General features: G+C 56.4%; 13 protein-coding genes and 2 tRNA genes. 6 read left to right on the top strand and 9 right to left on the bottom strand.

All coding sequences use genetic code 11. The features are described 5' to 3' along the window. Nucleotides 1–51: 51 nt before the first annotated feature. Nucleotides 52–405 (bottom strand): DUF3817 domain-containing protein, encoded by a 354-nt coding sequence (locus WG938_RS03155; RefSeq protein ID WP_339977501.1) that lies wholly within the window; start codon nucleotides 403–405, stop codon nucleotides 52–54. A 35-nt stretch (nucleotides 406–440) separates the two neighbouring features. Next, nucleotides 441–773 (bottom strand): hypothetical protein, encoded by a 333-nt coding sequence (locus tag WG938_RS03160; RefSeq protein WP_339977503.1) that lies wholly within the window; start codon nucleotides 771–773, stop codon nucleotides 441–443. 186 nt (nucleotides 774–959) lie between these two features. On the opposite strand from WG938_RS03160, the gene WG938_RS03165 reads away from it, so the two are divergent. Further along, a tRNA-Leu gene (locus WG938_RS03165) sits at nucleotides 960–1,044 on the top strand. Nucleotides 1,045–1,086: 42 nt separating this feature from the next. Here the strand turns inward: WG938_RS03165 and WG938_RS03170 are convergent. From WG938_RS03170 to WG938_RS03185, 4 genes are all read right to left on the bottom strand, one after another. Beyond that, complete coding sequence (locus WG938_RS03170) at nucleotides 1,087–2,538, bottom strand: DUF418 domain-containing protein (protein WP_339977505.1); 1,452 nt, start codon at nucleotides 2,536–2,538, stop codon at nucleotides 1,087–1,089. Next, nucleotides 2,528–6,592 carry a Pls/PosA family non-ribosomal peptide synthetase gene (locus WG938_RS03175; protein ID WP_339977507.1) on the bottom strand — a complete coding sequence of 1,355 codons (4,065 nt, stop codon included), beginning with the start codon at nucleotides 6,590–6,592 and terminating at the stop codon, nucleotides 2,528–2,530. The genes WG938_RS03170 and WG938_RS03175 overlap by 11 nt, the downstream gene beginning before the upstream one ends. Before the next feature lie 392 nt (nucleotides 6,593–6,984). Beyond that, nucleotides 6,985–7,905, bottom strand: coding sequence for a hypothetical protein (locus WG938_RS03180; protein WP_339977509.1), 921 nt, complete (start codon nucleotides 7,903–7,905; stop codon nucleotides 6,985–6,987). A gap of 25 nt (nucleotides 7,906–7,930) precedes the next feature. Continuing rightward, a complete protein-coding gene (locus WG938_RS03185) occupies nucleotides 7,931–8,899 on the bottom strand; it encodes an SLAC1 family transporter (protein ID WP_339977511.1) in 969 nt (322 codons plus the stop codon). Between the two features lie 39 nt (nucleotides 8,900–8,938). On the opposite strand from WG938_RS03185, the gene WG938_RS03190 reads away from it, so the two are divergent. The 3 genes from WG938_RS03190 to acpS all read left to right on the top strand — a co-directional run bounded on the left by WG938_RS03190 (nucleotide 8,939) and on the right by acpS (nucleotide 19,433). Continuing rightward, nucleotides 8,939–9,166, top strand: a complete 228-nt coding sequence (locus WG938_RS03190) for a hypothetical protein (protein WP_339977513.1) — start codon at nucleotides 8,939–8,941, stop codon at nucleotides 9,164–9,166. Nucleotides 9,167–9,755: 589 nt separating this feature from the next. After that, complete coding sequence (locus WG938_RS03195) at nucleotides 9,756–18,776, top strand: fatty acid synthase subunit beta domain-containing protein (RefSeq protein ID WP_339978781.1); 9,021 nt, start codon at nucleotides 9,756–9,758, stop codon at nucleotides 18,774–18,776. 174 nt (nucleotides 18,777–18,950) lie between these two features. Continuing rightward, complete coding sequence (gene acpS / locus WG938_RS03200; RefSeq protein ID WP_339978783.1) at nucleotides 18,951–19,433, top strand: holo-ACP synthase AcpS; 483 nt, start codon at nucleotides 18,951–18,953, stop codon at nucleotides 19,431–19,433. 74 nt (nucleotides 19,434–19,507) lie between these two features. Here the strand turns inward: acpS and WG938_RS03205 are convergent, their stop codons facing one another. Continuing rightward, nucleotides 19,508–20,116 (bottom strand): TetR/AcrR family transcriptional regulator, encoded by a 609-nt coding sequence (locus WG938_RS03205; RefSeq protein ID WP_339978785.1) that lies wholly within the window; start codon nucleotides 20,114–20,116, stop codon nucleotides 19,508–19,510. A gap of 187 nt (nucleotides 20,117–20,303) precedes the next feature. Next, entirely contained in the window at nucleotides 20,304–20,813 is a 510-nt protein-coding gene (gene bcp, locus WG938_RS03210; protein ID WP_339977515.1) for a thioredoxin-dependent thiol peroxidase, read from the bottom strand. A 176-nt stretch (nucleotides 20,814–20,989) separates the two neighbouring features. On the opposite strand from bcp, the gene WG938_RS03215 reads away from it, so the two are divergent. Next, nucleotides 20,990–21,271 (top strand): DUF3618 domain-containing protein, encoded by a 282-nt coding sequence (locus WG938_RS03215; protein WP_339977517.1) that lies wholly within the window; start codon nucleotides 20,990–20,992, stop codon nucleotides 21,269–21,271. Nucleotides 21,272–21,623: 352 nt separating this feature from the next. On the opposite strand, the gene WG938_RS03220 is transcribed toward WG938_RS03215, so the two are convergent. Further along, nucleotides 21,624–21,699 (bottom strand) — tRNA-Lys (locus tag WG938_RS03220). 562 nt (nucleotides 21,700–22,261) lie between these two features. On the opposite strand from WG938_RS03220, the gene WG938_RS03225 reads away from it, so the two are divergent. After that, nucleotides 22,262–23,452, top strand: coding sequence for a L,D-transpeptidase (locus WG938_RS03225; RefSeq protein ID WP_445292881.1), 1,191 nt, complete (start codon nucleotides 22,262–22,264; stop codon nucleotides 23,450–23,452). Nucleotides 23,453–23,460: the final 8 nt, after the last annotated feature.

The raw sequence follows: 23,460 nt of genomic DNA on the forward strand, positions 1-23,460 counted from the left end.
TTCTTGTTCAAAGCATGTGTCCGTGCGCCCGATTCAAGCGACAGAAGACAATTAGTCGAGGTTGAAAGCACGCTTTACTTCATCGCGACGCTTCGCTTCCACAAAGAATGACAGGAATGGCACAACGCCGCCCAATGCGGTGATGATCCACTTTCCTGGCTCCCACCGAGCCTTCGTACCGAGGTTCACAATGGCAATGAGAAATGCCATGTATGCAAAGCCGTGCGCCTGCGCGGTATAGAAAAACCAGCCTGGTGCCTGGCTGGAGTCGTCGAGAATCAAGTACTTGTACACCATCTCGGCACACAGGACGAGAAGCATTACACCAGTGATGTACGCCGTGATAGAGAATGCGGTGAGTGCAGTCTTGACTCGCTTCGCACGAACTGGATTGACAGTATTCACAAAAACTCCCTGAGACCTACGGTCGGTTGTGTCAGCTACTTGTTGTCCCGGCGAGTGCCGTCCGGGTTAGTGGGCAAGAAATCTTCCGGAATTTCAGTCATTTCGCCCTCCTTGACGGTGGTGGCCGCCTCGAAATTACCTTCAGCTCGTTCCCGTTCGTAGCCCAGCCACTTGCGGTAGGCCCAAATGAAAAAGATACCGAACGCTGGCCACTGCAGAGCGTAGCCAAGATTCTGGAATGAACTCGTGGATTCCCAGCGACTGAGCTGCCAATACGCGAGCAACAGAGTTGCAATCACCGCGATGATGACGAAAATCAGCGTGCCAATGCGCGCACGCTTCGTCAGCGGAGCCTTGTTCTCGGACACGTTTCACCAGTTTCTTACGAAGCGACGGACTCGTCGCAGCGGTTGGAAGATACCTTTCCAGACTAGCCTGTTCCTATTGGCAATTGCCGATCGCCTGTGGTCAGTGTTGCTTGACGACGATCGTCGTCAAGCAGTGCAGTCCTATTAGGAAAATTTCGCAAGGACCAGTAAAGTGTATGGAGCTACGCGCCCGTGGCGGAATTGGCAGACGCGCTGGATTTAGGTTCCAGTGTCTTAGGACGTGAGAGTTCAAGTCTCTCCGGGCGCACCAAAAAGCCCTCTGACCAGATTGGTTCAGAGGGCTTTGCTGTTGTTAGACCTTGTCGTGCTCAGGGGCGAAGTGGTAGGACTTCGTCGAGTACACACGTCGCTGGGCATCGCCTTTCGGTGGTTCTTTACGTTCGATAGTCGTCGCGCCACTGCGGGACAGGATTGCTAGCCACTTTTCCAGCGGGCCTGAGACGAACTTGACTCGCCACAGGTATGCGAAGAAGATCGCGACACCGATTTGAATCAGAGCTGCGGCGAGGCGGTGTTCGGCGAAGAAGACGCTCTTCATCATGAAAGTCAGGCACACGATGTGTGCGAGGTACAGCGTCAGCGTCATCGAGCCAGCCATGGCTAGTGGACGAAGGATTTGCAGTATCTTACTGGTCAGCAATGACAAGCCACCGATGGCGATGCACGCCAGGCCTGCTGCATAAATGGTGGACACCGGAGTATTGAGATGCGGACCATTTGCCAGCAGCCACAAAAGAGAGTTGGTTGGCATCGGGCTTTCGTACGCGCCAAAAGTCAAAACATCTTGAATTGTCTTTCGCGCTTCACGGCCGGGGCCGCCGATTGCGTTCACAAGCATCTTGTTCGTGGGAAGCCACAAAATGATCAGGTTGGATGCCACGAAAGTTGCTGCAGCGGCGACCAGACCAGACAACATGACTGCCCATTGCACATGAGTCTTCTGCAGAGCCATGCGTCCAAGGGCGAGTCCCAGACAGATGTACGCCATCCACGCTGCAACTGGGTAGACACCGGTAAACAGCAAACTCATGATCGTGGACACTGGATCAGACATGATGTCGAAGAAATCCGGATTGTAGATGGTCTCTAGCTCCGAGTACTTCAGCACGAAGAAGGTAATCGTCGGCATGAGTTGTGCCATGACAAACGCTGTCACGAGGAGTTGTCGGATGCGTAAATCAATGAAAACCAACGCGAATAAGAACATCAGACCGTAGTACGGGAGGATGTTCTCCGGCAACAGAGGCACGAATGTATTGACCGTCAAGCCGATCAGCAACAGCATGAACGCTCGAACCAGGATCGATGACTTCGACCAGCGCAGTCGCGAACGAATATATGGACGGTCGCCACCAGTCATAAACGCGAGACTGACACCCGCCAGTACCGCGAATAGGGGTGCCGACTTGCCGGAGAACAATAGCCACATCAGCGTCTGTTCGCCGTCTATGGACGTGGGGAACGTATGCACCAGCACCATGCCGATGAGCGCAAACCCACGTGCGACATCGATACCCTCGATTCGGCCACTGCGCAGTCGTAGGTCAGTTGAATGCTTGCGACGCCGTCTGTGGCGGCCACCGGGGGCGAGGCGTCGCGACGGATCGTCGTGACGCAAGACATCCGACGCAGATTCGTTCGCTGCGATGCCACGCCATACTTCACGAGGACCTCGGGGTCCCGGCGTTGGTCGTTGCCCTGGAGGCAAGTGCCCTTCGACCAAATACGTTGAGTTATCCGGCATGGGTTACTCCTTCGCGAACCAACCCACAGTTAGTGAGTGCACCTGGATCGGGATTGTCGGCATCGGCAATGTCACGTTCGGCATTGTCACGTTGGGCTATGGCTAGATCTGCAGTTGTTGATTCTGTGAGCAACTGCACGGGATTGCCTCCCCATCGGGTATCTGAGGGGAGGCTTTCCTGACGCATGACCAGGGAGCCAGGTCCGATTGTGGTTCGGCAGCCCACTGTGGCGCCGGGCAGGATGAAGCTATTCGGACCCAGCGACGATCCCGCCTCGAAGTGAACGCTCTCCAAGCTCATGACTCGGTCATGGAAGAGGTGCGTTTGAAGGACGGTGCCACGATTAATGGTGACGCCGTCGTCAAGTTCAATGAGGTCGAACTCTGGAAGCCACCACGACTCGCACCACACATTCTTGCCGATTCTGGTGCCCATCAAGCGCAGCCACAGGTTGTACATCGGCGAGCCCAGGCTCATTCGAATCAAGCTTGGTACAGCAAGGGTTTCGTTGAATGCGTCCGAGAGTTCACCGAGCCATACAAATGCGCTGAACAGTGGGTTTTGGCTTGGTTTGAAACGGTGGATGAGGAGCCATTTCACGATGATCGGAATTGTCGACGAAATGACACCTGCTGCGAAAACCGTTGGCCACGCCCAAAGCAGGACGCCGAGCATCCCGTCGAGACCTCGTCCGTAACGGAGGTAAACAATCGCGAGGATCCATACGATGGCCAATTCAAGCCACGCTGTGATCATGTGTGGCAGCAAGCGGCATACTTCGACCAAGACACGTGCGACTTTGAGGCGCAGCGGTGGATTGTAGGTAGCTTCCAGGCTTGCCTGGACTCGTTGACGCGGGATTTCAGTTGGCACTCGGCCAATCCAGCTGGTGCCAGCCATGATGTTCGCCGGAAGTGATGACAACACCGCGACCAGAGAATCCGGTGCCATATCGCGGTCAGGGCCGACGATTCCTGAATTGCCCACGAAACTGCGCTCGCCGATGACCGAACTACCGACATGCAGCCAACCATTGCGGTAACGCGTTGCCGACACCATCGAGTGGTCCGCCATGAACGTGCCTTCCTCAAAAGCAGTGAGGTGAGGAATCGTTTCAACAGTGGAGATTTCCACGTTTCGCTCCACGCGGGCACCAAAAAGACGAAGCAAATATGGGGTCACAAATGATGCGTAGAGGACGTATGTCGAAATGAGAGAGCGCTGCATCAACACGTGTGCGAGGTACATTGCTACGCCGACGGGTCCACGCTGCGGGTAGTACCCCGGCTGAATGAATACTGACAAGAAACGAAGCGTGAGCGCTACGAGGCCGATCCAGGTAGCCATCGTCAGAATGACAAAAACTGGAACCCACGTGGCAAAGATGGGGAAGACTCTCTCGAATCGCTGCATACGGTGTACTTGCGGCAACACTATGAGCAGGGAAGGCGTAATAGCCAGAATTGAAATTGCAGGAACCCACATCATTGCCAAGAGATGGCTTACCCAGTTGGTGAACGCAGAGAAATGCTTCACACCCGACGCGGTGTATGCAGACTCGACTGGCCAGGATTCATCTGCAGGACCGACAAGCAAGAGGGGCGAGCCGCCCCAGGCCATATTTCCTTCGACGGTGCCGGACGCTGCTGAACCTGGCATCACTTCGGCGCCAGCCTGAATATGCGTGCCTGGATTCACAAACACTCGGGCGCCGATACGCACATTGTTTTCGATGGTGATCTCGTCAACGATGAGGGTATCGCCCACCAGATAATAGGCTTGGAGATCCGTTTCATGGCCGATGCTGGAGTCATCGCCAATAGAAACGAGACCCGTTACCGATGGTGCGTGCCACAACAGTGTGCGTTTACCAACTTTATTGCCCATCAACCGATGGAACAGTGCTACTTGCGGTGTTCCGTAGAGGTTTTCCAGTTTCTGCAATTCCAGGAATCTCTGCGCAGTCCAGATCCGCATGTGTGTCAATCCGCCACGTAGATACCTACCTGGCTTGATGTTGAAACACAGAATTCGCGAGACGACAGCAGTCGTGAGTACTCGACCTGGCATGGAGAACAGCACCACATATGCCACGGCAATCGGCCACAGCGGAGGTACATCCATCCAGTGAGCATTGAAAAACGTCGCCAAGATCCAGACGACGATCAGTGTTCCCGCGACATATCGCAGGGCGTTCCATGCGTAAAACAACATCACTACAAGGCTCTGGTACACACCACTGAACCATGGGATAGGACGTGGCTCGGGCAACGGTTCGTCGTAACGCGAATCTGAGGCATCTGCCAAAGTATCGAGATATTCCGCCATGCCACGAATTGTGGGATCAGCGTAGATCTTGGCGATCTCCACACCAGGATGAGCCTTGCGCAGTTCAGACACGAGCATTGCGACGGCGACCGAAGTGCCACCCAAATCGATGAAATTGCTGTCGAGTTCCAGCGGAACAGGACCAAGCAAGGAAGTCCACAAGTCACCGAGCCAGGTCAGCTCTGGTGGAAGATCGTGGTCCGGAGTTCCGCCCGTGGCAGACGCAGGCAGAGGCCACGGCAAAGCCTTGCGGTCAACTTTGCCAGAAGTCTTCATTGGCATTTCGTCTACAATGCAAAGACTCGGCGTGCCACCGCGGAGAGTCGTTGCGAGAGCGCGCCGGGCATCAACGATATCGATAGTCTTGCCCGGCTCTGGCATGAGATAGCCAACGAGCACATCTGCACCAGCGTCTGTCTTATGAATAGCCGCTGCTCCTACCTGGACATTAGGCAGGGCGGTGAGGTGTGCATCGACTTCGCCAAGTTCAGTACGGACACCGTTGATCTTGATTTGATCATCGGTGCGACCAGCAAATACGAGTCCTTCTCGCTCCGCCCGAACGAGGTCGCCACTGCGATATGCGCGCTCCCAACCCAAGCTCGGCAGTGGCGCATACTTTTCGGCATCCTTTTCTGGATCGAGGTATCGACCAAGACCTATGCCACCAATGACCAGCTCACCGGTTTCGCCCCATTTCACAGGTTGCTCATTCTCATCGACGACTGTGAGCTGCCAACCATCGATTGGACGGCCAATGCGAATCGGCGGGGTAGTGGTCATGACATGCGCGCTTGCAATAACCGTTGCCTCGGTCGGGCCATAGGTATTCCACATTTCACGACCAGGTCGGTCGTACTTTTCGACGAGTTCCATCGGGCAAGCCTCGCCGCCGACGATAAGCAAACGCACCTTGTTGAGGTCCTCGATAGGCCAAAACGACGCTAGCGTGGGAACTGTCGATACTGCAGTGATGTTATTGCGAACAATCCAATTGCCGAGGTCCTCGCCTGATCGAACGACATCGCGAGGTGCCGTTACCAGCGCAGCGCCACTACGCCAAGCGAGCCACATCTCTTCACACGAGGCATCGAAAGCGACTGACAAACCGGCCATGACTCGGTCCTGCGGACCAAGTGGTGCATTGGCCAGATACAGATCTGCTTCAACGTCGACCAATGCTGCTGCACTGCGATGGGTAATTGCGACCCCCTTAGGTTTACCTGTCGAACCCGAGGTAAAAATGATCCACGCATCGTCCTGAACGGTTGGTCTTTCGGGCGACAACGAGGCAGAACGTGCGGAAGAGCCCATCATTGTCAGCTCAAGGCCGGAGCCGAAGACCGCGTTGACATTTGCTTCTTCCCACACAGTATCGGCGCGGGAATCGGGATCATCCCAGTCCACGGGCACGTAGGCAGCACCAGCATGAATAGTGGCCAGAATAGATAGGTATAGGTCAACAGTTCCGGACGGAACCCGGATGCCGATCCGGTCCCCACGACCAATTCCTATTTCGGCTAGGCGACGCACGATGACATCAATTCGTTGCTGCGTCTCACGGTAGCTCAAGGTGCCATCGATTCCTTCAATGGCAATTGCGTTGGGGTGCGCGTTGGCAGTTGCCTGAAAAATGTCCACAAGGGTGCGTGGTTCAGGTTCCTGCTGGAGCCCGTAAATAGCAAGTGTTGGGTGGTCTTGCACAGAGGGAGGTTTAACTGTCATTGTTCTCACTCAAAGCGGGCGCTTCGCTTCCTATTTTTATAAAAATGTGATTATCTCGGGCGGATAAATGGCAAGTATTAATTATCCTAAGTGAAACAATCTGGGAAACAAATGTAGCTATTTATGTGCGCAGTGCGAGGGGGTAAGTGGCGGTTACAAACTTTACGCAAGTGGAAATTGCAAATTTATAGATTGTGTTTGTTGGTGCGTAGGTGCCGAAGAGTAATTGTGGAATTCCGCTATAGAGGGGCTTGAGCTGGGATTATTCGAAGTTCGTTTTCTCGATTGAATATAAATAATTGCAATAGGCAAAGTTTAATGCTGCGAGTTGACGATGTAGACGGGGGTAAGAATTCTTTCCCTCTATCTGCCTGATTCGCTATGCGATGCGATTATTTCGTCAAGAATTCGTCAAGTAGAGCTTGCTCGGGAAGGGAGAAATGGTCAGCGTCGCGAATCAAATTTAACGAGACGTTAGCGAAGCCTTCATCTCGGTACCAGCGAGCTCCCTTTTCGGCAGCTGATTTTGCGTCGAACGTTGAGTTAGGGTCTGTGCCGTCATCGTTCATGCCAGTGGCCCAAGTGAGCTTTATAGTTTGCTTCTGCTTTTCCGTGGCCACAGTTTCCATGTGTCGGCTAGCTCCGCCGCCGCCGAGCATTAGGGCGCCATTTCCAATGAGGGAAGGGAACTGCGGGATGAGCCCGTAGGAAAGAACTTCAGCGCCTCCTGAATAGCCGGTCCAGTGCACATCGTGGCGATTAAATTTATGCTTCTTGGCTACGTCGTCCAGCAGTGCACCGAGAAATGTAGTGCTTGACGGGATGTCCTCCCACCAGGTTCTCTCGCCGTCGGAATCGGGTGAAAGTGGAACCACAAGAATTTTGTTGTGAGAGGCAGCAACTTCAGCAAGGCAGGCGGCTAGTTCATCTGGTTTATAGAACTCTTCGCCACCGTCGCCATGTAGTCGTACAACGACGCCTACAGGCTTGGAGAAGTCAATATTGCGGGCATAAATGTTGTATCGGCTGGTGATGCCGTCGGCAGTCAGGCGCTTGCCTAACGTGATTCCCTCTGCAGGTTCCTCAATGTCTGCATCGGCAAAAATTGACTCTGGTGTGGACCGGGAATCGTCGTTAGGCAGGCCAAGAGTTGCGCAATACTCATTAATATTGCGATTTGTGGCGAATGGGAAGTCGAAAACCCTAACACCAAGTGCAAAAATGAGGCCGAGCACGATAAGCACAACCACAGCGACACCTATGAGCAAAGTTGTGGTGCGCTTTCTTCTTTCAGTGCTTTGTCGTGCCAGCATGGGGGATATGTTACGCGTTGGTTGCCTAGCGACGTGTGATGTGGCGTGGCGTGATTCTCAGGTGGGAGATCGCGCCGAGTGCTGCGACGAACCAATGTATGAGGAGTAGTGCAAGCGCAATTCGGCTAATGATGTCCAACCAAGGTTGGTGCGTCGTGGTCGCAAGCATGTGTGCGCCAAGACTTAGCGTTCCGACAGGGAAGGTTGATCCCCACCAGCCCGGTGAGTAAGCGGGCCACGATGCAATTGCAGTCCAAAAACGGTACGCGGCATATGAGGCAAGGGGAATGCCCAGAACTAGCATGATGTACCCGTAGATGATTGCGACGTGTGGCATCTCTATCTTGTTGGTGAGAACCACTGCCGCTGCAGTTGACTGGCCAACGACACCAAGTGGGATCCATGTGGTGCCTGTGAGTGGAGCGGGGATATGTACCTTACTGCGAAGTACCTCAATATATACGCGGGCGAAAACCGGGATGGCTGTCACAAAAGTGAGCGCGAAACAGACGATAGCGATGAGCCAGTGAGCCGTCGCTAACATATCCGGCAAGTGAGCTGATGTAGCAAGTTGGCCACCTGAGGTTGCTGCAACCATCGGTGGGACCAGGGCTAGACCCCACATGAACTGGGGTTCGCCGTGGAACTTCCGAAGTTGGTTAATGCACACTGCGACTGCCACTGGAGTTGCGAGTAACCAAATGATTTCTTGTACCACTGGCGAGCCGACGATGGTTGTCCAGGCTCCGCCGAATGCGAGAAGGCCCATGACGGCCATACCCCACGGAGCCATGAAGGGCTGGTGGAATTTCGGGTTGCGGTACCTGGCGTAGCCAACCGTGAGCGCGCACAAAACAATTGCGGACAAGCCGAGGAAAACAAACGACAGGGCTCGCATACCGTGAATCGACGTCAATGTCGCTGCAATAGACGTGCCCATCAGTGACCCAGCCCAGGCAGGGCCAAGCGGCGGCAGTGATCCTTGTTTACTCACGCGATTACCCTACACTTTGGCAGTGAGGAGGCGTTCCCGTTGAGCATTTCAATGCATATAGATGAGTACATGGCCCGTCGCGGCATCACTCCTGACGACACCATCGTGAATGACGACCCGTGCGCGATTTTTGATGGCACAGTTGTTTCGCCTGACGACGAATCGGTGTCCGGCGAATCATTGGCAACCGAGGAACATGCGGTATCCAAGGATTCCCGGTCACGAATCGAGGAAGCGGAAGCGGTCATCCGCGATATTTTGGAGTAGTTGGCAGCGGGTTTCCGTTCAGTGCATTAGCCTATTCGCGACACGGGCGGGACACAAGAAATTGAAGTGAGCTTCGTCACAATATTGTGCTGACGTGGATGGCGCGCAAATCTATCACGCTGGCGGAGGTGTTGTGTTGGCTAGCCATGTGGGACGAGCGATGGCGGAATATAGCGATGTGGCTCTCGGTCGTGGTGGGGTTGTTGTCGCTTCGAAACAATCTTGCAGGTTATAGGGTCAAAGTGACGGGATGATCACATTTTGGCCCCTTTTTGGCGGAAGATGCCTGACCGACTGTTGTGCATGGTGTAGTGGCGCGACAGCGCGGGGATTTTTGGCTACTTATTAGCCCCGGAGTTAGGTCGATAGGGATGGCTATCTGTGGTGCCAGGGGGATGCGAGGACAAGAAACATGATGGAATCCTCACGATTTTGTGGCATATTTATTTGTCAAACAAAAGACCTGAGTGAAGGTTGCATTCGTAATAAGGAGCCACAGTTCGTGAATTTCCATCACATTTCAGCCGGGAACGCCGCAGCAGATACTGCGACGAGTGACGCTGCCACCGCTTCTACGCAGGAACTTCCGCTGGTCCAGCGTCTCGCTTCTGGCGAGAAGTTTGCCTTGAGCTTTGCTGGCCAGGGTCTGCGTTGGGTAGAAACGCTGGCAACGTGCGTTTCTGCTGGTACTGATTCCCGTGTCCGTGAATTGCTCGCTGAGGTAGAGGAGCGGTTGCGACCAATTGCTCCTTCTATTGCGGGTCAACGCCCTGATGGATTCGCGCCACTGACGTGGGCAAACCAGCGACTAAACGATGAGACGGTAACGGCAAATCTGAACTCGCCAGCTGTCAGTGTGCCAGGTATTTTGACGGCTCAGCTCGCAGTTCTCGATTTGCTGTCTGCTCAGGGCCTTCCGGTCGAGGCAGCGGTAAGCGCAATTGGCCACTCGCAGGGCGCTCTCGGTGCAGCAGCTGCTGAGGGCCCAAGCCGAGCTGCAGACGTCCTGGCTGTCGCAGAGCTCATTGGTGTGGCTATTGCTCGCCACAGCCGATTGGCACGTCTGGTTCAGACGGGCGAAAACACTGATGCGGCATCCGGCCCAATGATGATGGTTAAGGACGCACGCGCAGAGCAGGTCACTCCATTCCTTGCAGGCAACGCAGTCGTTGGTCTGATCAACGATCGTGAAACCTGCGTAGTCGTGGGTAACAGCGACGATTTGGCTGTAACGAAGGCAACTCTGGAGGCAGTAGCAAAGAAGGATGCTCGTCAGCTCGAAGCGAAGATTCGCGGAGGCAAGCCTTTCACTCCGTCCTTTAGCCGTCTCCCCGTTGACGGTGGTTTCCACCACCCATCGATGTCGTCAGCTGTGGACGACGTTGTCGCTGCCGCTGAGAAGATCGGCATCGAAGAAGCATTTGCTCGTCCGCTCGCTGAGCACGTCATGACGGATGCAGTTGACTGGCCACGCGAAGTTGCCTCTGCTGTGGACGAGGGCGCAACCGTCATCGTCGAGGTTGGCCCAGAAGCAGGCGTTGCAACCCTAACCCGCCGTCTGGTTGCGGGCCTTGGCGTCACCGTTGTTGCTGCAGCGACCGACGAAGGCCAGGAAGAGCTCTTCCAGCCAGGTTCTGCGCCAGCAGCTCCAACCGAGTGGGCTCAGTACTTGCCGACGGTCGTCGCAAAGCCAACTCCTCGACTGGAGACTGCATTTACGCGTCTGACTGGTCGTTCCCCAATTCTGCTCGGTGGTATGACCCCAACCACCGTTGATCCAGCGATTGTCGCAGCTGCTGCAAACGCTGGCTTCTGGGCTGAGCTTGCTGGTGGTGGCCAGGTCACCCCAGAGATCTTCCAGGAAAACGTTGAGCGCTTGCATGAGCTGCTCGACGAAGGCGCATCGGCACAGTTCAACACGATGTTCCTGGATCCATACCTGTGGGGAATGCACATCGGTTCCCGTCGACTCGTACAGCGTGCAGTAGCAGCTGGCCGACCAATCGACGGTGTCACCATTTCCGCTGGTATCCCAGAGACTGACGAAGCAGTCGCACTCGTTGCAGAGCTTCGTGCAGCTGGCATCCCTTACATCTCGTTCAAGCCAGGTACCGTCAACCAGATTCGCCAGGTTCTCGCAATTGCGGATGCTCTGGAGGAAGATGAGCGCACCAACGGTGCTGCTGCGTTGCCAATCATCATTCAGGTTGAGGGCGGCCGCGCAGGTGGCCACCACTCGTGGGAAGAGCTCGATGATCTGCTGATCGCTACCTACGCTGACATTCGTGACCGCAAGAACGTTGTGTTGTCGGTTGGCGGTGGCATTGGCCAGCCAGAGCAGGCAGCTGAATACCTGCTCGGTCGTTGGTCCGAGAAGCTCGGCTACCCAGCGATGCCAGTTGACTCGATCATCATTGGTACCGCTGCGATGGCAGCGAAGGAATCCACCGCATCTGCTGGTGTGAAGAAGATGCTCGTCGACACCGCCGGTACCGCTGAGTGGGTTCCAGCAGGTGGCGCAGCTGAAGGTATGGCTTCAGGTCGTTCCCAGCTTGGCGCTGATATTCACGAGATTGACAACGCAGCTGCCCGCGCCGGTCGACTTCTCGACGAAGTGGCCAACGACGCAGACGCAGTTGCTGCACGTCGCGATGAAATCATCGAGGCCATCAACTCCACCGCGAAGCCATACTTCGGCGACGTCGACGCAATGACGTACCGCGAAGTACTGGATCGTTACCTCGAACTGGCAACCCCAGACGGCGAATTCATTGACCCATCCTGGGCGACTCGCTTCATGGCTATCGTCGACCAGTTCGAAGCTCGCCTGGCCGAAACCGATGAAGGGGAGTTCAACTCCGTCATCGACGCTGACGAGGCGCGCGCACTTGTTGCCGGTGAAGTTGCTGCGACGGCGATCGTCGACAAGCTTGCTGCAAACTACAACTTGGATCTGCGACTGCACCCAGCAGATGTCGAGTTCTTCATCACTAACGCATGCCGTACGCCCGGCAAGCCAGTGAACTTCGTACCAGTAATTGACGCTGAAGTACGTCGCTGGTGGCGCTCCGATTCGCTGTGGCAGGCTCACGACGAGCGTTACGACGCCGACGGCGTATGCATCATCCCGGGTACGGCAGCCGTTGCTGGTATCACCAAGGCTGATGAGCCAGTTGCTGAGATCTTGGGTCGCTTCGAGCAGGCTGCTATTGCAGAGCTCAGCGTTGCGGATTCTGCACAGGATGACGCTGCCGTTGAGCTGGTTCAGCGTGTCATTGATGCCCCAACCATTTGGTGGGCTGGACGTCAGCAGCAGAACCCAGTTCAGTTGCTGGGTGCGCCAGCACAGTGGTCGGCAAGTGACGCTGACTCGGGCGTTTTTGCCCACGCTGAAACCGGTGCAACCGTTACCGCTGATGCTGCAGACGCAGTTGTTCTGCGCGTTCCACTCGAAGGCTCCGGCGCTGATGACCACGAGCTGACCCTGCGTTTGACCGTGACTGACAAGCCTGGCGCAACTCCGGTTGTCACCGCAGCAGATGCAACTGAGGCAATGCGTGCACTCACAACCATCGCTGCTGGCGGCGTGCTTCCAGAGGTTGTCGACGGCGTAGCAACGTGGGAGACCACGTGGACCGCAACTGGCGCTGCTGATCACGACGCTGTGACGGGCGCGACCCAGGCAACTGCTCCAGATGCCCTGGTCGGCCTCGCATGGCCTGCAATCTTCTCTGCTGTGTCCTCGGCGAAGACCGAGACCGGCATCGATGTGGTCGAAGGCATGTTGGCACTGGTGCACCTTGAGCACCACATCCGTATGGCACAGGAACTGCCTGCCGACGGCACCGCGCTGACCATCACCGCTCACACTGACGATGTCTCGGATACCGAGATGGGACGTGTGGTCGTAGTCCGCGCAGAGATCAACGATGCTAACGGATTGGTTGCCACCCTTTCGGAGCGTTTCGCAATTCGCGGTCGCAATGGCAACTCGACCGCACTGGTCAATACCGTTCCACTGCCAACCGTGACGGACACCCCACGCAGCCACCGCGCTGAGCTGGTTGTAACCGCTCCATACAACATGGAGCCATTCGCTACTGTCAGTGGCGACCGTAACCCAATCCACGTTGATGACCGTGCTGCTGCACTCGCAGGTTTGCCAGGTGTCATCGTCCATGGCATGTGGCTGTCCGCTGTGGCTGAGCACGCTGCCATTCACGGAGTGTCTGCTGGCTTGGGTCAGCGCGTCACCGAGTTCACGACGACCATGCTGCAGCCAGTGCTGCCAGGTCAGGAAGTGACCTACACCGTTGAGCGTCGTGGTTTGGACGATCGTCCAGGAAACTTCGAAGTTCGCGAAGTGACTGCAACAGTCGGCGGTGAGCCAGTGCTCACTGCAACCGCCGTTATTGAAGCACCAGCTACGTGCTACGCATTCCCTGGCCAGGGCATCCAGTCGAAGGGGATGGGCCTTGCAGCTCGTAACCGTTCCGCTGCTGCCCGCAAGGTTTGGGACGACGCTGACCGCGTAACTCGTGAAAACCTTGGTTTCTCGGTACTGGCGATCGTTCGCGACAACCCAACTGAAGTTGTCGTCGATGGTCATCGCTTCTACCACCCAGAAGGCGTCCTCAACCTGACCCAGTTCACCCAGGTCTCGATGGCAACCCTGGGCATGGCACAGGCTGCGGAAATGCGTGAAGCAGGCGTACTGGACGAGACCGCTTACTTCGCTGGTCACTCCGTGGGTGAGTACAACGCACTCGCTGCATTTGCAGGCGTTATCGACAACGCTGCTGTGCTGGAGGTCGTGTACCACCGTGGCCTGACCATGCACTCCTTGGTCCCCCGTGACGAAGAAGGCCGCTCCAACTACGGCCTGTCCGCACTGCGCCCAGACAAGATCGGCGTCAAGGAATCCGAGGTTAAGAGCTACGTTGCTGCTATCGCGGAGGAATCCGGCGAGTTCCTGGAGGTTGTGAACTTCAACCTCGCTGGTAAGCAGTACGCAGTAGCTGGCACCGTCGCTGGTCTCGCTGCGCTGGAAGCTGCCGCTAAGAAGGCATCGCCAGATGGCAAGGGCTACGTCCGTATCCCAGGCATTGACGTGCCATTCCACTCCGCAGTTCTTCGCGACGGTGTCGACGAGTTCCGCGGACACTTGGATCGCCTTCTACCTGAAGAGGTCAATCCAGAAGCACTGGTTGGTCGTTACATCCCTAACCTGACCGCTACCTGCTTTGCACTGACCGAAACGTTCGTCCGTGAGATGGCTGAAGTCGCCGACTCGGATATCCTGCGCGACATCTTGGCTGACTTTGATGCTCACGCAGCAAAGCCAGGCCGCCTGACTCGCACCCTGTTGGTCGAGCTTCTGGCATGGCAGTTCTGCTCGCCAGTTCGCTGGATTGAAACCCAGGACCTCCTCTTCGGTGAGCTCGGCGTATCCCGCATGATCGAGGTGGGTGTTGGCACTGCGCCAACGCTGGCAAACCTCGCTGCTCGTACCGCACTCCTGCCACGCCACGCCACGCGCGACATCACCATTTGGAACGTCGAGCGTGATGCTGACGCTGTGTTCGCTCGCGACGAAGTCCGCCTTGAGCGTGACGACGATCCTGCCGAGGAAGCGTCGGCAAGCGAAGCTGAGGAAGCAGCTGAAGCAGCTCCAGCGGCAGCGCCTGCTGCAGCTCCAGTTGCTACGTCGGCTGAACGTCCAGCAGACATCACTGTCACTCCAGCTGATGCAGTCGAGATTTTGATTGCTCTGTGGACGAAGGTTCGCCCAGATCAGATGGGTGCAGCAGACTCGATTGAGACGCTGGTTGATGGCGTGTCCTCGCGTCGTAACCAGTTGCTGTTGGATCTTGGTGCAGAGTTCGGTCTTGGTTCCATCGACGGTGCAGCAGATGCTGATCTGCCAAGTCTGAAGGACAAGGTCGGCGGCATGGTCCGTGGCTACACCCCATGGGGTCCAGTACTCGGCGAGTCCATCGCCGATGGTTTGCGTCGCGTCACCGGTCCTGCGGGTGCACGTGCAAACCACGTCACCGACCGTGTCACGGACGTGTGGCAGCTCGGTGAGGGCTGGGCTCAGGCAACGTGTGCTGAGCTGGTTCTCGGCTCCCGCGAAGGTGCCTCCCTGCGTGGTGGCGATCTCGGTCACCTGACCCAGGCCACCCCAGGTACGAAGGCTGAACTTGATCAGCTTATCGACGCCGCTGTCCAGGCAGTTGGCGCAAACCGTGGCGTTGCTGTCACGATGCCTGCTGCTGGTGGCGCTGGTGGCGGTGGAGTTGTGGACTCCGCAGCCTTGGGTGAGTTTGCTGAGCAGGTCACCGGTTCGAGCGGTGTCCTGGCAACTGCAGCCCGCACCATCCTGTCGCAGCTTGGTCACGAGATGACCGGCGCTGTCGATTTCGATTCCGACGATGCTGACGAAAAGCTCGTCGACCTGGTTACCGCAGAGCTCGGCGCTGATTGGCCAAAGCTCGTGACCCCATCCTTCGATGCGAACAAGGCAGTTCTTATCGACGACCGTTGGGCAACGTCCCGTGAAGACCTGGCCGCAATGTGGGCAGGCAAGGAAGCCCCATCGACGATCTCTGCAACCGCTGTCGAGCAGGCTCGTTTCTGGGCAACCAAGGCTGACAACGAAGGCCGTCAGGAACTTGCAGCTGTCTACCGCGACCTTGCAGACAACGCTGTCGCTGCAGGTGCTGGCGAGTTCGCTAAGGATGTTGCCGTTGTCACCGGTGGTTCGCCAGACTCCATCGCTGCTTCGGTCATCGCAGAGCTGCTTGCAGGTGGCGCAACCGTTATTGCCACCACTTCGCGTCTTTCGCATTCCCGACTGACCTTCTACCGCGAGCTGTACCGCACGCACGCTATCGATGGCGCAGCCCTGTGGGTACTTCCTGCAAACCTCACCAGCTACCAGGATCTCGATGCTCTGGTCGATTGGGTGGGCAACGAGCAGACTGCAACCGTTGGTGCTGACTCTGTCGTTCTGAAGCCAGCCCTGACCCCATCGCTGCTGTTCCCATTCGCTGCACCTGGTGTTTCGGGATCCCTGGCAGATGCCGGTCCAGCTGCAGAAATGCAGATGCGTTTGCTGCTGTGGTCTGTGGAGCGCCTCATCGCAGGTCTGTCGGATATCGGCACTGAGTCCAATATCCGCCACCGTCTGCACGTGGTTCTGCCAGGATCGCCGAACCGCGGTCGCTTCGGTGGTGACGGTGCGTACGGTGAGTCGAAGGCTGCTCTCGATGCAGTTGTTACTCGCTGGAATGCTGAAGAGATCTGGGGCAAGCGCACGTCGCTGGTCCACGCTCACATCGGTTGGGTCCGCGGCACCGGCCTGATGGGTGGCAACGACCCTCTCGTGGAAACGGTGGAAGCGAAGGGCGTTCGTACCTACGCAACCGAGGAAATGGCTCAGCTGCTGGTCGAGCAGGCATCTGCCGACGCACGCGCAAAGGCCGACAACGCGCCGATTACGGTTGACCTCACCGGTGGACTTGGCGACGTCGACCTCAACATGTCCGCACTTGCTGCTGAGGCAGCCGAGGCTGCAGCTGCCGCCGGCAAGGACACCGAAGAAGGCCCAGTACAGCGTGCACTGAAGGCACTGCCGGGTGTTCGTACCCCACTGGATTCGGTGCTGCCAGAGTTCGTTGACGTCAAGGTCGAGCCAGAAGACATGGTTGTCATCGTCGGTGCAGCGGAGCTTGGACCATACGGTTCCTCGCGTACCCGCTTCGAAGCAGAGGTCGGCGAGATTTCTGCAGCTGGCATCGTCGAGTTGGCGTGGACCATGGGTCTGATTTCCTACGATGGCGGTTGGCTCGATGCTGATGATCAGCCTCTGGAAGAAGCTGACATCGTTGAACGCTACCGCGACGAAGTCACTGCACGCGTCGGTGTTCGTCGTTACGGAGACGACGGCGACTTGGTCGACAACACGATGACCGAGCTGACCACCGTCTACCTGGATCGTGACCTGTCCTTCCCAGTACGTGACCGTGCTGCGGCGGCAACCTTCGTGGAAAGCGACCCTGAGAACACCTACGCAATGCCAGATGAAGAATCTGGCGAGTGGATTGTGACCCGCAAGTCGGGCACCGCAGTTCAGGTACCACGTCGTATGGCGATGAGCCGCTACGTCGGTGGCCAGATCCCAGAGGGCTTTGACCCAGCTGTCTACGGCATCCCAGCCGACATGATGGACAACCTGGACCGCGTCTCGCTGTGGAACTTGGTTTGTACTGTTGATGCCTTCCTGGCATCGGGCTTCAGCCCAGCCGAGCTGCTGCAGGCAGTCCACCCAGGTCTTGTGTCCTCGACACAGGGTACGGGTATCGGTGCGATGGAATCGCTGCGAAGCCTCTACATCGACGGCATTCTCGGCCTGCCACGTGCAAACGACGTGCTGCAGGAAGCACTGCCAAACGTTATCGCGGCGCACGTCATGCAGTCCTACGTCGGTGGCTACGGCCAGATGATTCACCCTGTAGCCGCTTGTGCCACCGCAGCAGTGTCAGTGGAAGAAGGCTACGACAAGATCAAGCTCGGCAAGTCCGACTTCGTGGTTGCGGGTGGTTTCGACGACCTGTCGACGGAAGGCATCACCGGCTTCGGTGACATGGCGGCAACCGCTGATTCCGCAACCATGGACGCGAAGGGCATTGAGCGCAAGTACTTCTCGCGTGCAAATGACCGTCGTCGTGGCGGTTTCGTGGAGTCCCAGGGTGGTGGCACTGTCTTGCTGGCACGTGGCTCTGTCGCGCGCGACCTTGGTCTGCCAGTTCTAGGTGTTGTTGCTTTCGCAGAGAGCTTCGCGGACGGCGCACACACCTCGATTCCAGCCCCTGGCCTTGGTGCGTTGGGTGCTGCACGTGGCGGCGAAAAGTCCCGCTTGGCTCGTCAGCTGGCAGCTCACGGTGTCGGCGCCAACGACGTGGCAATCCTGTCCAAGCACGACACCTCGACGAACGCGAACGACCCTAACGAGTCTGAGCTTCACGAGCGCATCGCTGATGCCATTGGTCGCGATGAGGCGAACCCGCTGTTCGTTGTCTCGCAGAAGTCGCTGACTGGTCACGCAAAGGGTGGTGCAGCTGCATTCCAGATGATCGGTTTGACCCAGGTACTGCGCTCCGGCGTTGTCCCAGCGAACCGTTCCCTGGATTGTGTTGACCCTGTTCTGTCCAAGCACGGTCGCCTGGTCTGGGCTACCAAGCCGCTGAACTTCGGTGAGGCAATGCCTCTGAAGGCCGGTCTGGTCACCTCGCTAGGCTTCGGTCACGTGTCCGCATTGGTTGCCATTGCGCACCCTGAGGCGTTCTACGCGTCGCTGGTTGCGAACGATGGTCCAGCTGTTGCTGCTCAGTGGCGTGAGGCTGCAGGTGAGCGTGAAGCAGCGGGTCTGCGTCGTATTGACGATGCCATCTACGGTGGCGACGTTCTGTACGAACGCCCAGAGGGCCGTCGCCTCGGCGATGGCGGCGAATACGGCGATAAGGATGCGCTGGAGAAGGCAGCTATCCTGAATCCGGAAGCACGACTGGTTGACGGCATCCTGAACGACAACCCAGCACAGAACTAGAACGTTGTATGGCTAGTTCACTAGCCAACACGTAACTCTTGCGAAAGCCGGGGCCTCCACAGAGTGTGGAAGCCCCGGCTTCGCTCAATGCGCTACGACATTTCATCAATGCATCTGTATTCTTGACGGAGGACTCCTGTGAACACGCCTGACGACGATTCCTCAGCACCCAACATCCCAGCTTTCGCCGAACTCTCTCAGCAGCTCGAGGGGCCTTTAGGGGTTGATTTAGTACATATTCCGTCTTTCGGTCACGACCTGAATCGCCCAGGAACCAGCTTTCTCAAGAGCGCCTTCACGGTGGGCGAAAGAATGGTCGCTAAACGCCGACGGTTTGATATTGAGCCACCGAATGTCTGTGATCCGGCTATTCGGCACTTTGCTGGTCGATGGGCAGCGAAGGAGGCCGTCGTCAAAGCCTGGTCGCAGGCGCTGTATGGAACGCCGCCCCCCATTGCACGCGATGAGATGAATTGGCAGGAGATCGAAATTGTCCCTGACGCGTGGGGGAGAGTTGCCGTGAAATTACACGGTCGGGTGGCGCAGGCTGTGGCGGAAACGCTGGGGACTGGCGACAGCACTTCCGCAAATGCTTTCCATGTGAGCATTAGCCATGATGGTGACTACGCTGTCGCAGTGGTGATGGTGCTGCAGTAGCCGCGGCAGCAGGGCATTGAGGCCGGCTGTCGCGACGGCCTCAGAGAGGATTCTGCGTCGTCTTTGGGGCCGGCCTAAGCATCGTCCTCAACGTCAGTCTCAGTGGCATCTGCTGAGCGCTCTGCGACCACCATCAGGTAGGAAATGAGCATGCGCTTCACTTCCTGCACCGTCAGGTTGTAGTGCTCGTCCTGAGCCTGGGTGTCGTCGTGCCGGTCTACGGAGTAATTGAGTAACGAATACGTCGTGTGGATAAGCAAGCCGGCCACAAACTCGCGAATCTCGGAGTTGGTGCCTGGTGTCAACGGACGCAGAGCTTCGGCGATACCGGCAATCAACTGCTTTTCTGTGTCCGCCGCGGTGGCTCGGGTCGCAGGAGTCGACTGCACCGCGAGCCACACGGCACGGCGGGAGACGTCGTCACGCCATAGCCGAGCAATGTGATCAATGAGCTCCGAGAGGAACTCCGGCCACTCCAAAACTGGAATGCGCTCAGCGAAGCGAGCGATTTCAGCGACAACCCCTGCGGTGTCTTGGCGGTCCAGCTCGCAGATCATGACGTATTTATTAGCGAAGAATTGGTACAACGTGCCAATGGCGACATCAGCGCGTTTCGCTACTTCATCAAAAGTGAACGATTCGAAACCAACTTCGACGAGAACTTCCCGAGCGCTACTCAACATGCGTGCATACCGCTGCCGAGACCTCTCCTGCGCTGGCTGACGCCGTGGACGCAGGATCTCGGGGGAGTTAATGTCGGGGTCGATCGTCGTGTCGCTCACAAGAGATACCGCCTGCTGAGAATCCTATTGTCGATGGTAGACAACTACTGAACCAGATAAAGGTATAGATAAACGATAGTGGGCAAATCTACTTCGCATCTGCAATATCGCGCAAAATCCGGCCAACATGTCCCTTTGCACGGACGTTGTACCATGCCTGCTCAACATCCCCGGACTCGCTAATGAGCAGCGTGGAGCGAATTACGCCCTGCACAATTCGGCCATAATTCTTCTTCTCTCCGAACGCGCCATAAGCTGCCATCGTTTCCTTAGTTGGATCCGACAACAAGGTGAAGTTCAAGCCATGGTCTTCTCGGAACTTCGCGAGCTTTTCTGGTTTATCCGGCGAAATTCCAACAACTTCGACAGCTGCATCGTTGAACTGTGCTGACTCATCTCGGAAATCACACGCCTGCGTGGTGCAGCCCGGAGTGTTTGCGCGAGGATAGAAGTAGACAATTACCTTTTTGCCAGCGAAGTCCGACAATGAAACCTCGGTGCCCGCGTCGTTGAGCAACGTAAACGCTGGGGCTTTGGCACCTGGCTCCAAACGAGCTGGCTTTACGACGTTCTGTTCCTGGCCATTAATGTCAGTCATAGTTGTAATGGTATCGAGGCAGCGGTAACAGCGTGTAGGCGGTCCGTCAAATGAGAGTCAATTGACATTGGGTAGTCCGTGTTTGAGGGATTATGTGTTGATTCCACCGCAACTAGGCTGTTGGTGTTACCCTCTGTAAACAGACCTATATTTCATCGAAACAGGGGAGTCTTCACGTGGCCCGGAGCATTCACGACATTGAGCGCGACATTGAGCGCAACCGTAACCAGCTCGCACGCACCCTGGACGAGCTTGCGGAGCGTACCAGCCCAAAGAATGTTGCTGACGATGCCAAGACTCGTGCAGTTAGCGGTCTGCAGGAGCCGAAGGTTCAGGTTTCCTTGGGCGTAGTCGCTGCTGTCATCATTGGTGGCATTGCGTTGGCAGTTTCACGTAACAAGAAGCGCGGTAAGGAAATCGAGCGTATCCGCGAAATGATTGAGGCTGCTACGAAGTAAACGCTCTGTACGAATTCTGGCGCTGTCGGTACTCAGTTGATCAGTGGCCGCGGCAGACCGTGCTTTGTTAGGCGTTCCGGGATTTCTCTTCAGTAGATATCCCTCATTGAGGGGCGGTAGTTCACTGTGTGAGCTGCCGTCTTTTTTAATGGCATTTGGTGCTGGGTCGGCGTCGTACTCGTCAAAAGGCCACAAGTTCTTGTCTCCTCGTCGGAGATGCAGGTAGTGCTGTTGCTCCCACGTGGGCTCGGTAGGAGCCGGTGAAAGGGGCTTGCTGGGGTAGGACGTGCGATTGAACGGAGGTCTTTGAGGCAAGAAAAAACCAGGTCAGTTTCCCGACCTGGTTTCTACGTGGTGCGCCATCAGGGACTCGAACCCCGAACCCGCTGATTAAGAGTCAGCTGCTCTGCCAGTTGAGCTAATGGCGCGTTCCTTGCTGCGGAGGTAATCCCTTCGGCGTTCCTCGTTGGCAACGAGAAGAAATATAACAACGATTGCTGTCACTTGTAAAATCGCCTGGTCAGGCGGGTGAAATGGGGATCGTAAAAAGACTGCAAAATGTCGGTAGTTGGTGAACTGCGTCAAAATGCTGAGAGAACTCTGTCGAAATATCGACAATGTGCGAATTGTCGCCAGCGATGCCGGGAGGGTGGGTTGGTTGATCGGGGAGACTCGGTCGTCTCGCGAGAGTTCCGGTTGGGCTGGAGCTTGATAGTGGTGGTAGCACCCCCGAAAATGTATTACTGAATATAATAAGAAATTCTCGGCAACGCTGTGAACAGCAGTGAGTCATGGTTGCGGAATCGTTATGGCGAAACCTGTCCCCTGATACGTAGTTCTCAGGTTGGCGGGGTATAAATTGCATGTCGCGTACTCGTAGATTTTGGCGTCAATGAAGCGCCAAACGGTGCTTTGTATGAGCTTAGGTGTCGAGTAAGTGTGGTTTAGGGTTTGTAGTTCTTCGGACATCTAAGGATGGGGATTTAGCTGATGCGGCAAAATAGGGCATTCCGTAGCGGTGGGCTACGCGCAATTGTCGCCGTAATGGGGGTTGTGGCTTTCACCCTGACTGGTTGCACTATCGGCAGCGAGGAAGCCAAAGAAACAGAAAAGACTGTGCAGGAGGACGTGAAGTCCAAGCCGGTTGTCAGTGTGAAGGACGGCGAAGAGGAAGTATCCGTCGCTGACCCAGTCAAGGTTGAAGCGGGCGAGGATGCGCTTGAGAAAGTCTCCTTGACTAATGACGAAGGCAAGGCTGTCAAGGGCGAGTTCCGCGAGGATAAGCAGCAGTGGCTCACTACGGAGCCTCTCGGCTACAACCGCGAATACACGCTCAAGGTGCAGTCGGGCGGTGAGTCCTCGAGCTACACGTTCACCACTGTCCAGCCCTCGACAATGACCGCTGGATACTTGTCTCCAGCTGATGGTTCCAAGGTTGGAATTGGCCAGACCATTGCAGTCCGTTTCGACGAGGCAATTGGTGACCGTAAAGCGGCTGAAGAAGCCATCACAGTCACCACAGAGCCAAAGGTAGAAGGTGGCTTCTATTGGTTGAGCAATAGTGAGCTCCGCTGGCGTCCAAAGGAATACTGGGAGCCAGGTACCAAGGTCGACGTAGAGGTTGATATCTACGGTAAGGATCTTGGCAACGGCTACTACGGTCAGGAAGATTCATCGACGAGCTTCACCATTGGCGAAAAGGTTGTGGCGACGGTCGATGACTCAACTAAGACCATGACTATTGAACGTAATGGTGAGAAGCTGAAGTCCATGCCGGTATCGTTGGGCTCTGCGACGTGGCCAACTCCTAATGGTGTCTACGTTGTTGGCGATCAGCACCAGTCAATGGTGATGGACTCTACGACCTACGGGTTGTCTCTCGAAGCGGGCGGATACCGTACGCCAGTGAACTACGCTACTCAGCTGTCATGGTCGGGCATTTACGTTCACGGTGCGCCATGGTCTGTGTGGGCTCAGGGTAGCCAGAACACCTCCCATGGTTGCATCAACGTGACGGATGCAAACGCAAAGTGGTTCCAGGAAAACACGAAGCGTGGAGACATCGTTGTTGTAAAGAACACGGTGGGTGAGACCCTGTCTGGTCAGGATGGGCTGGGCGACTGGAACATCCCGTGGGAAACGTGGAAGAAGGGTAACGCAGACGAGAAATCGTCGTGGTAATTCCCCAG

The organism is Corynebacterium sp. H113, assembly GCF_037572315.1.
GTDB lineage: Bacteria > Actinomycetota > Actinomycetes > Mycobacteriales > Mycobacteriaceae > Corynebacterium.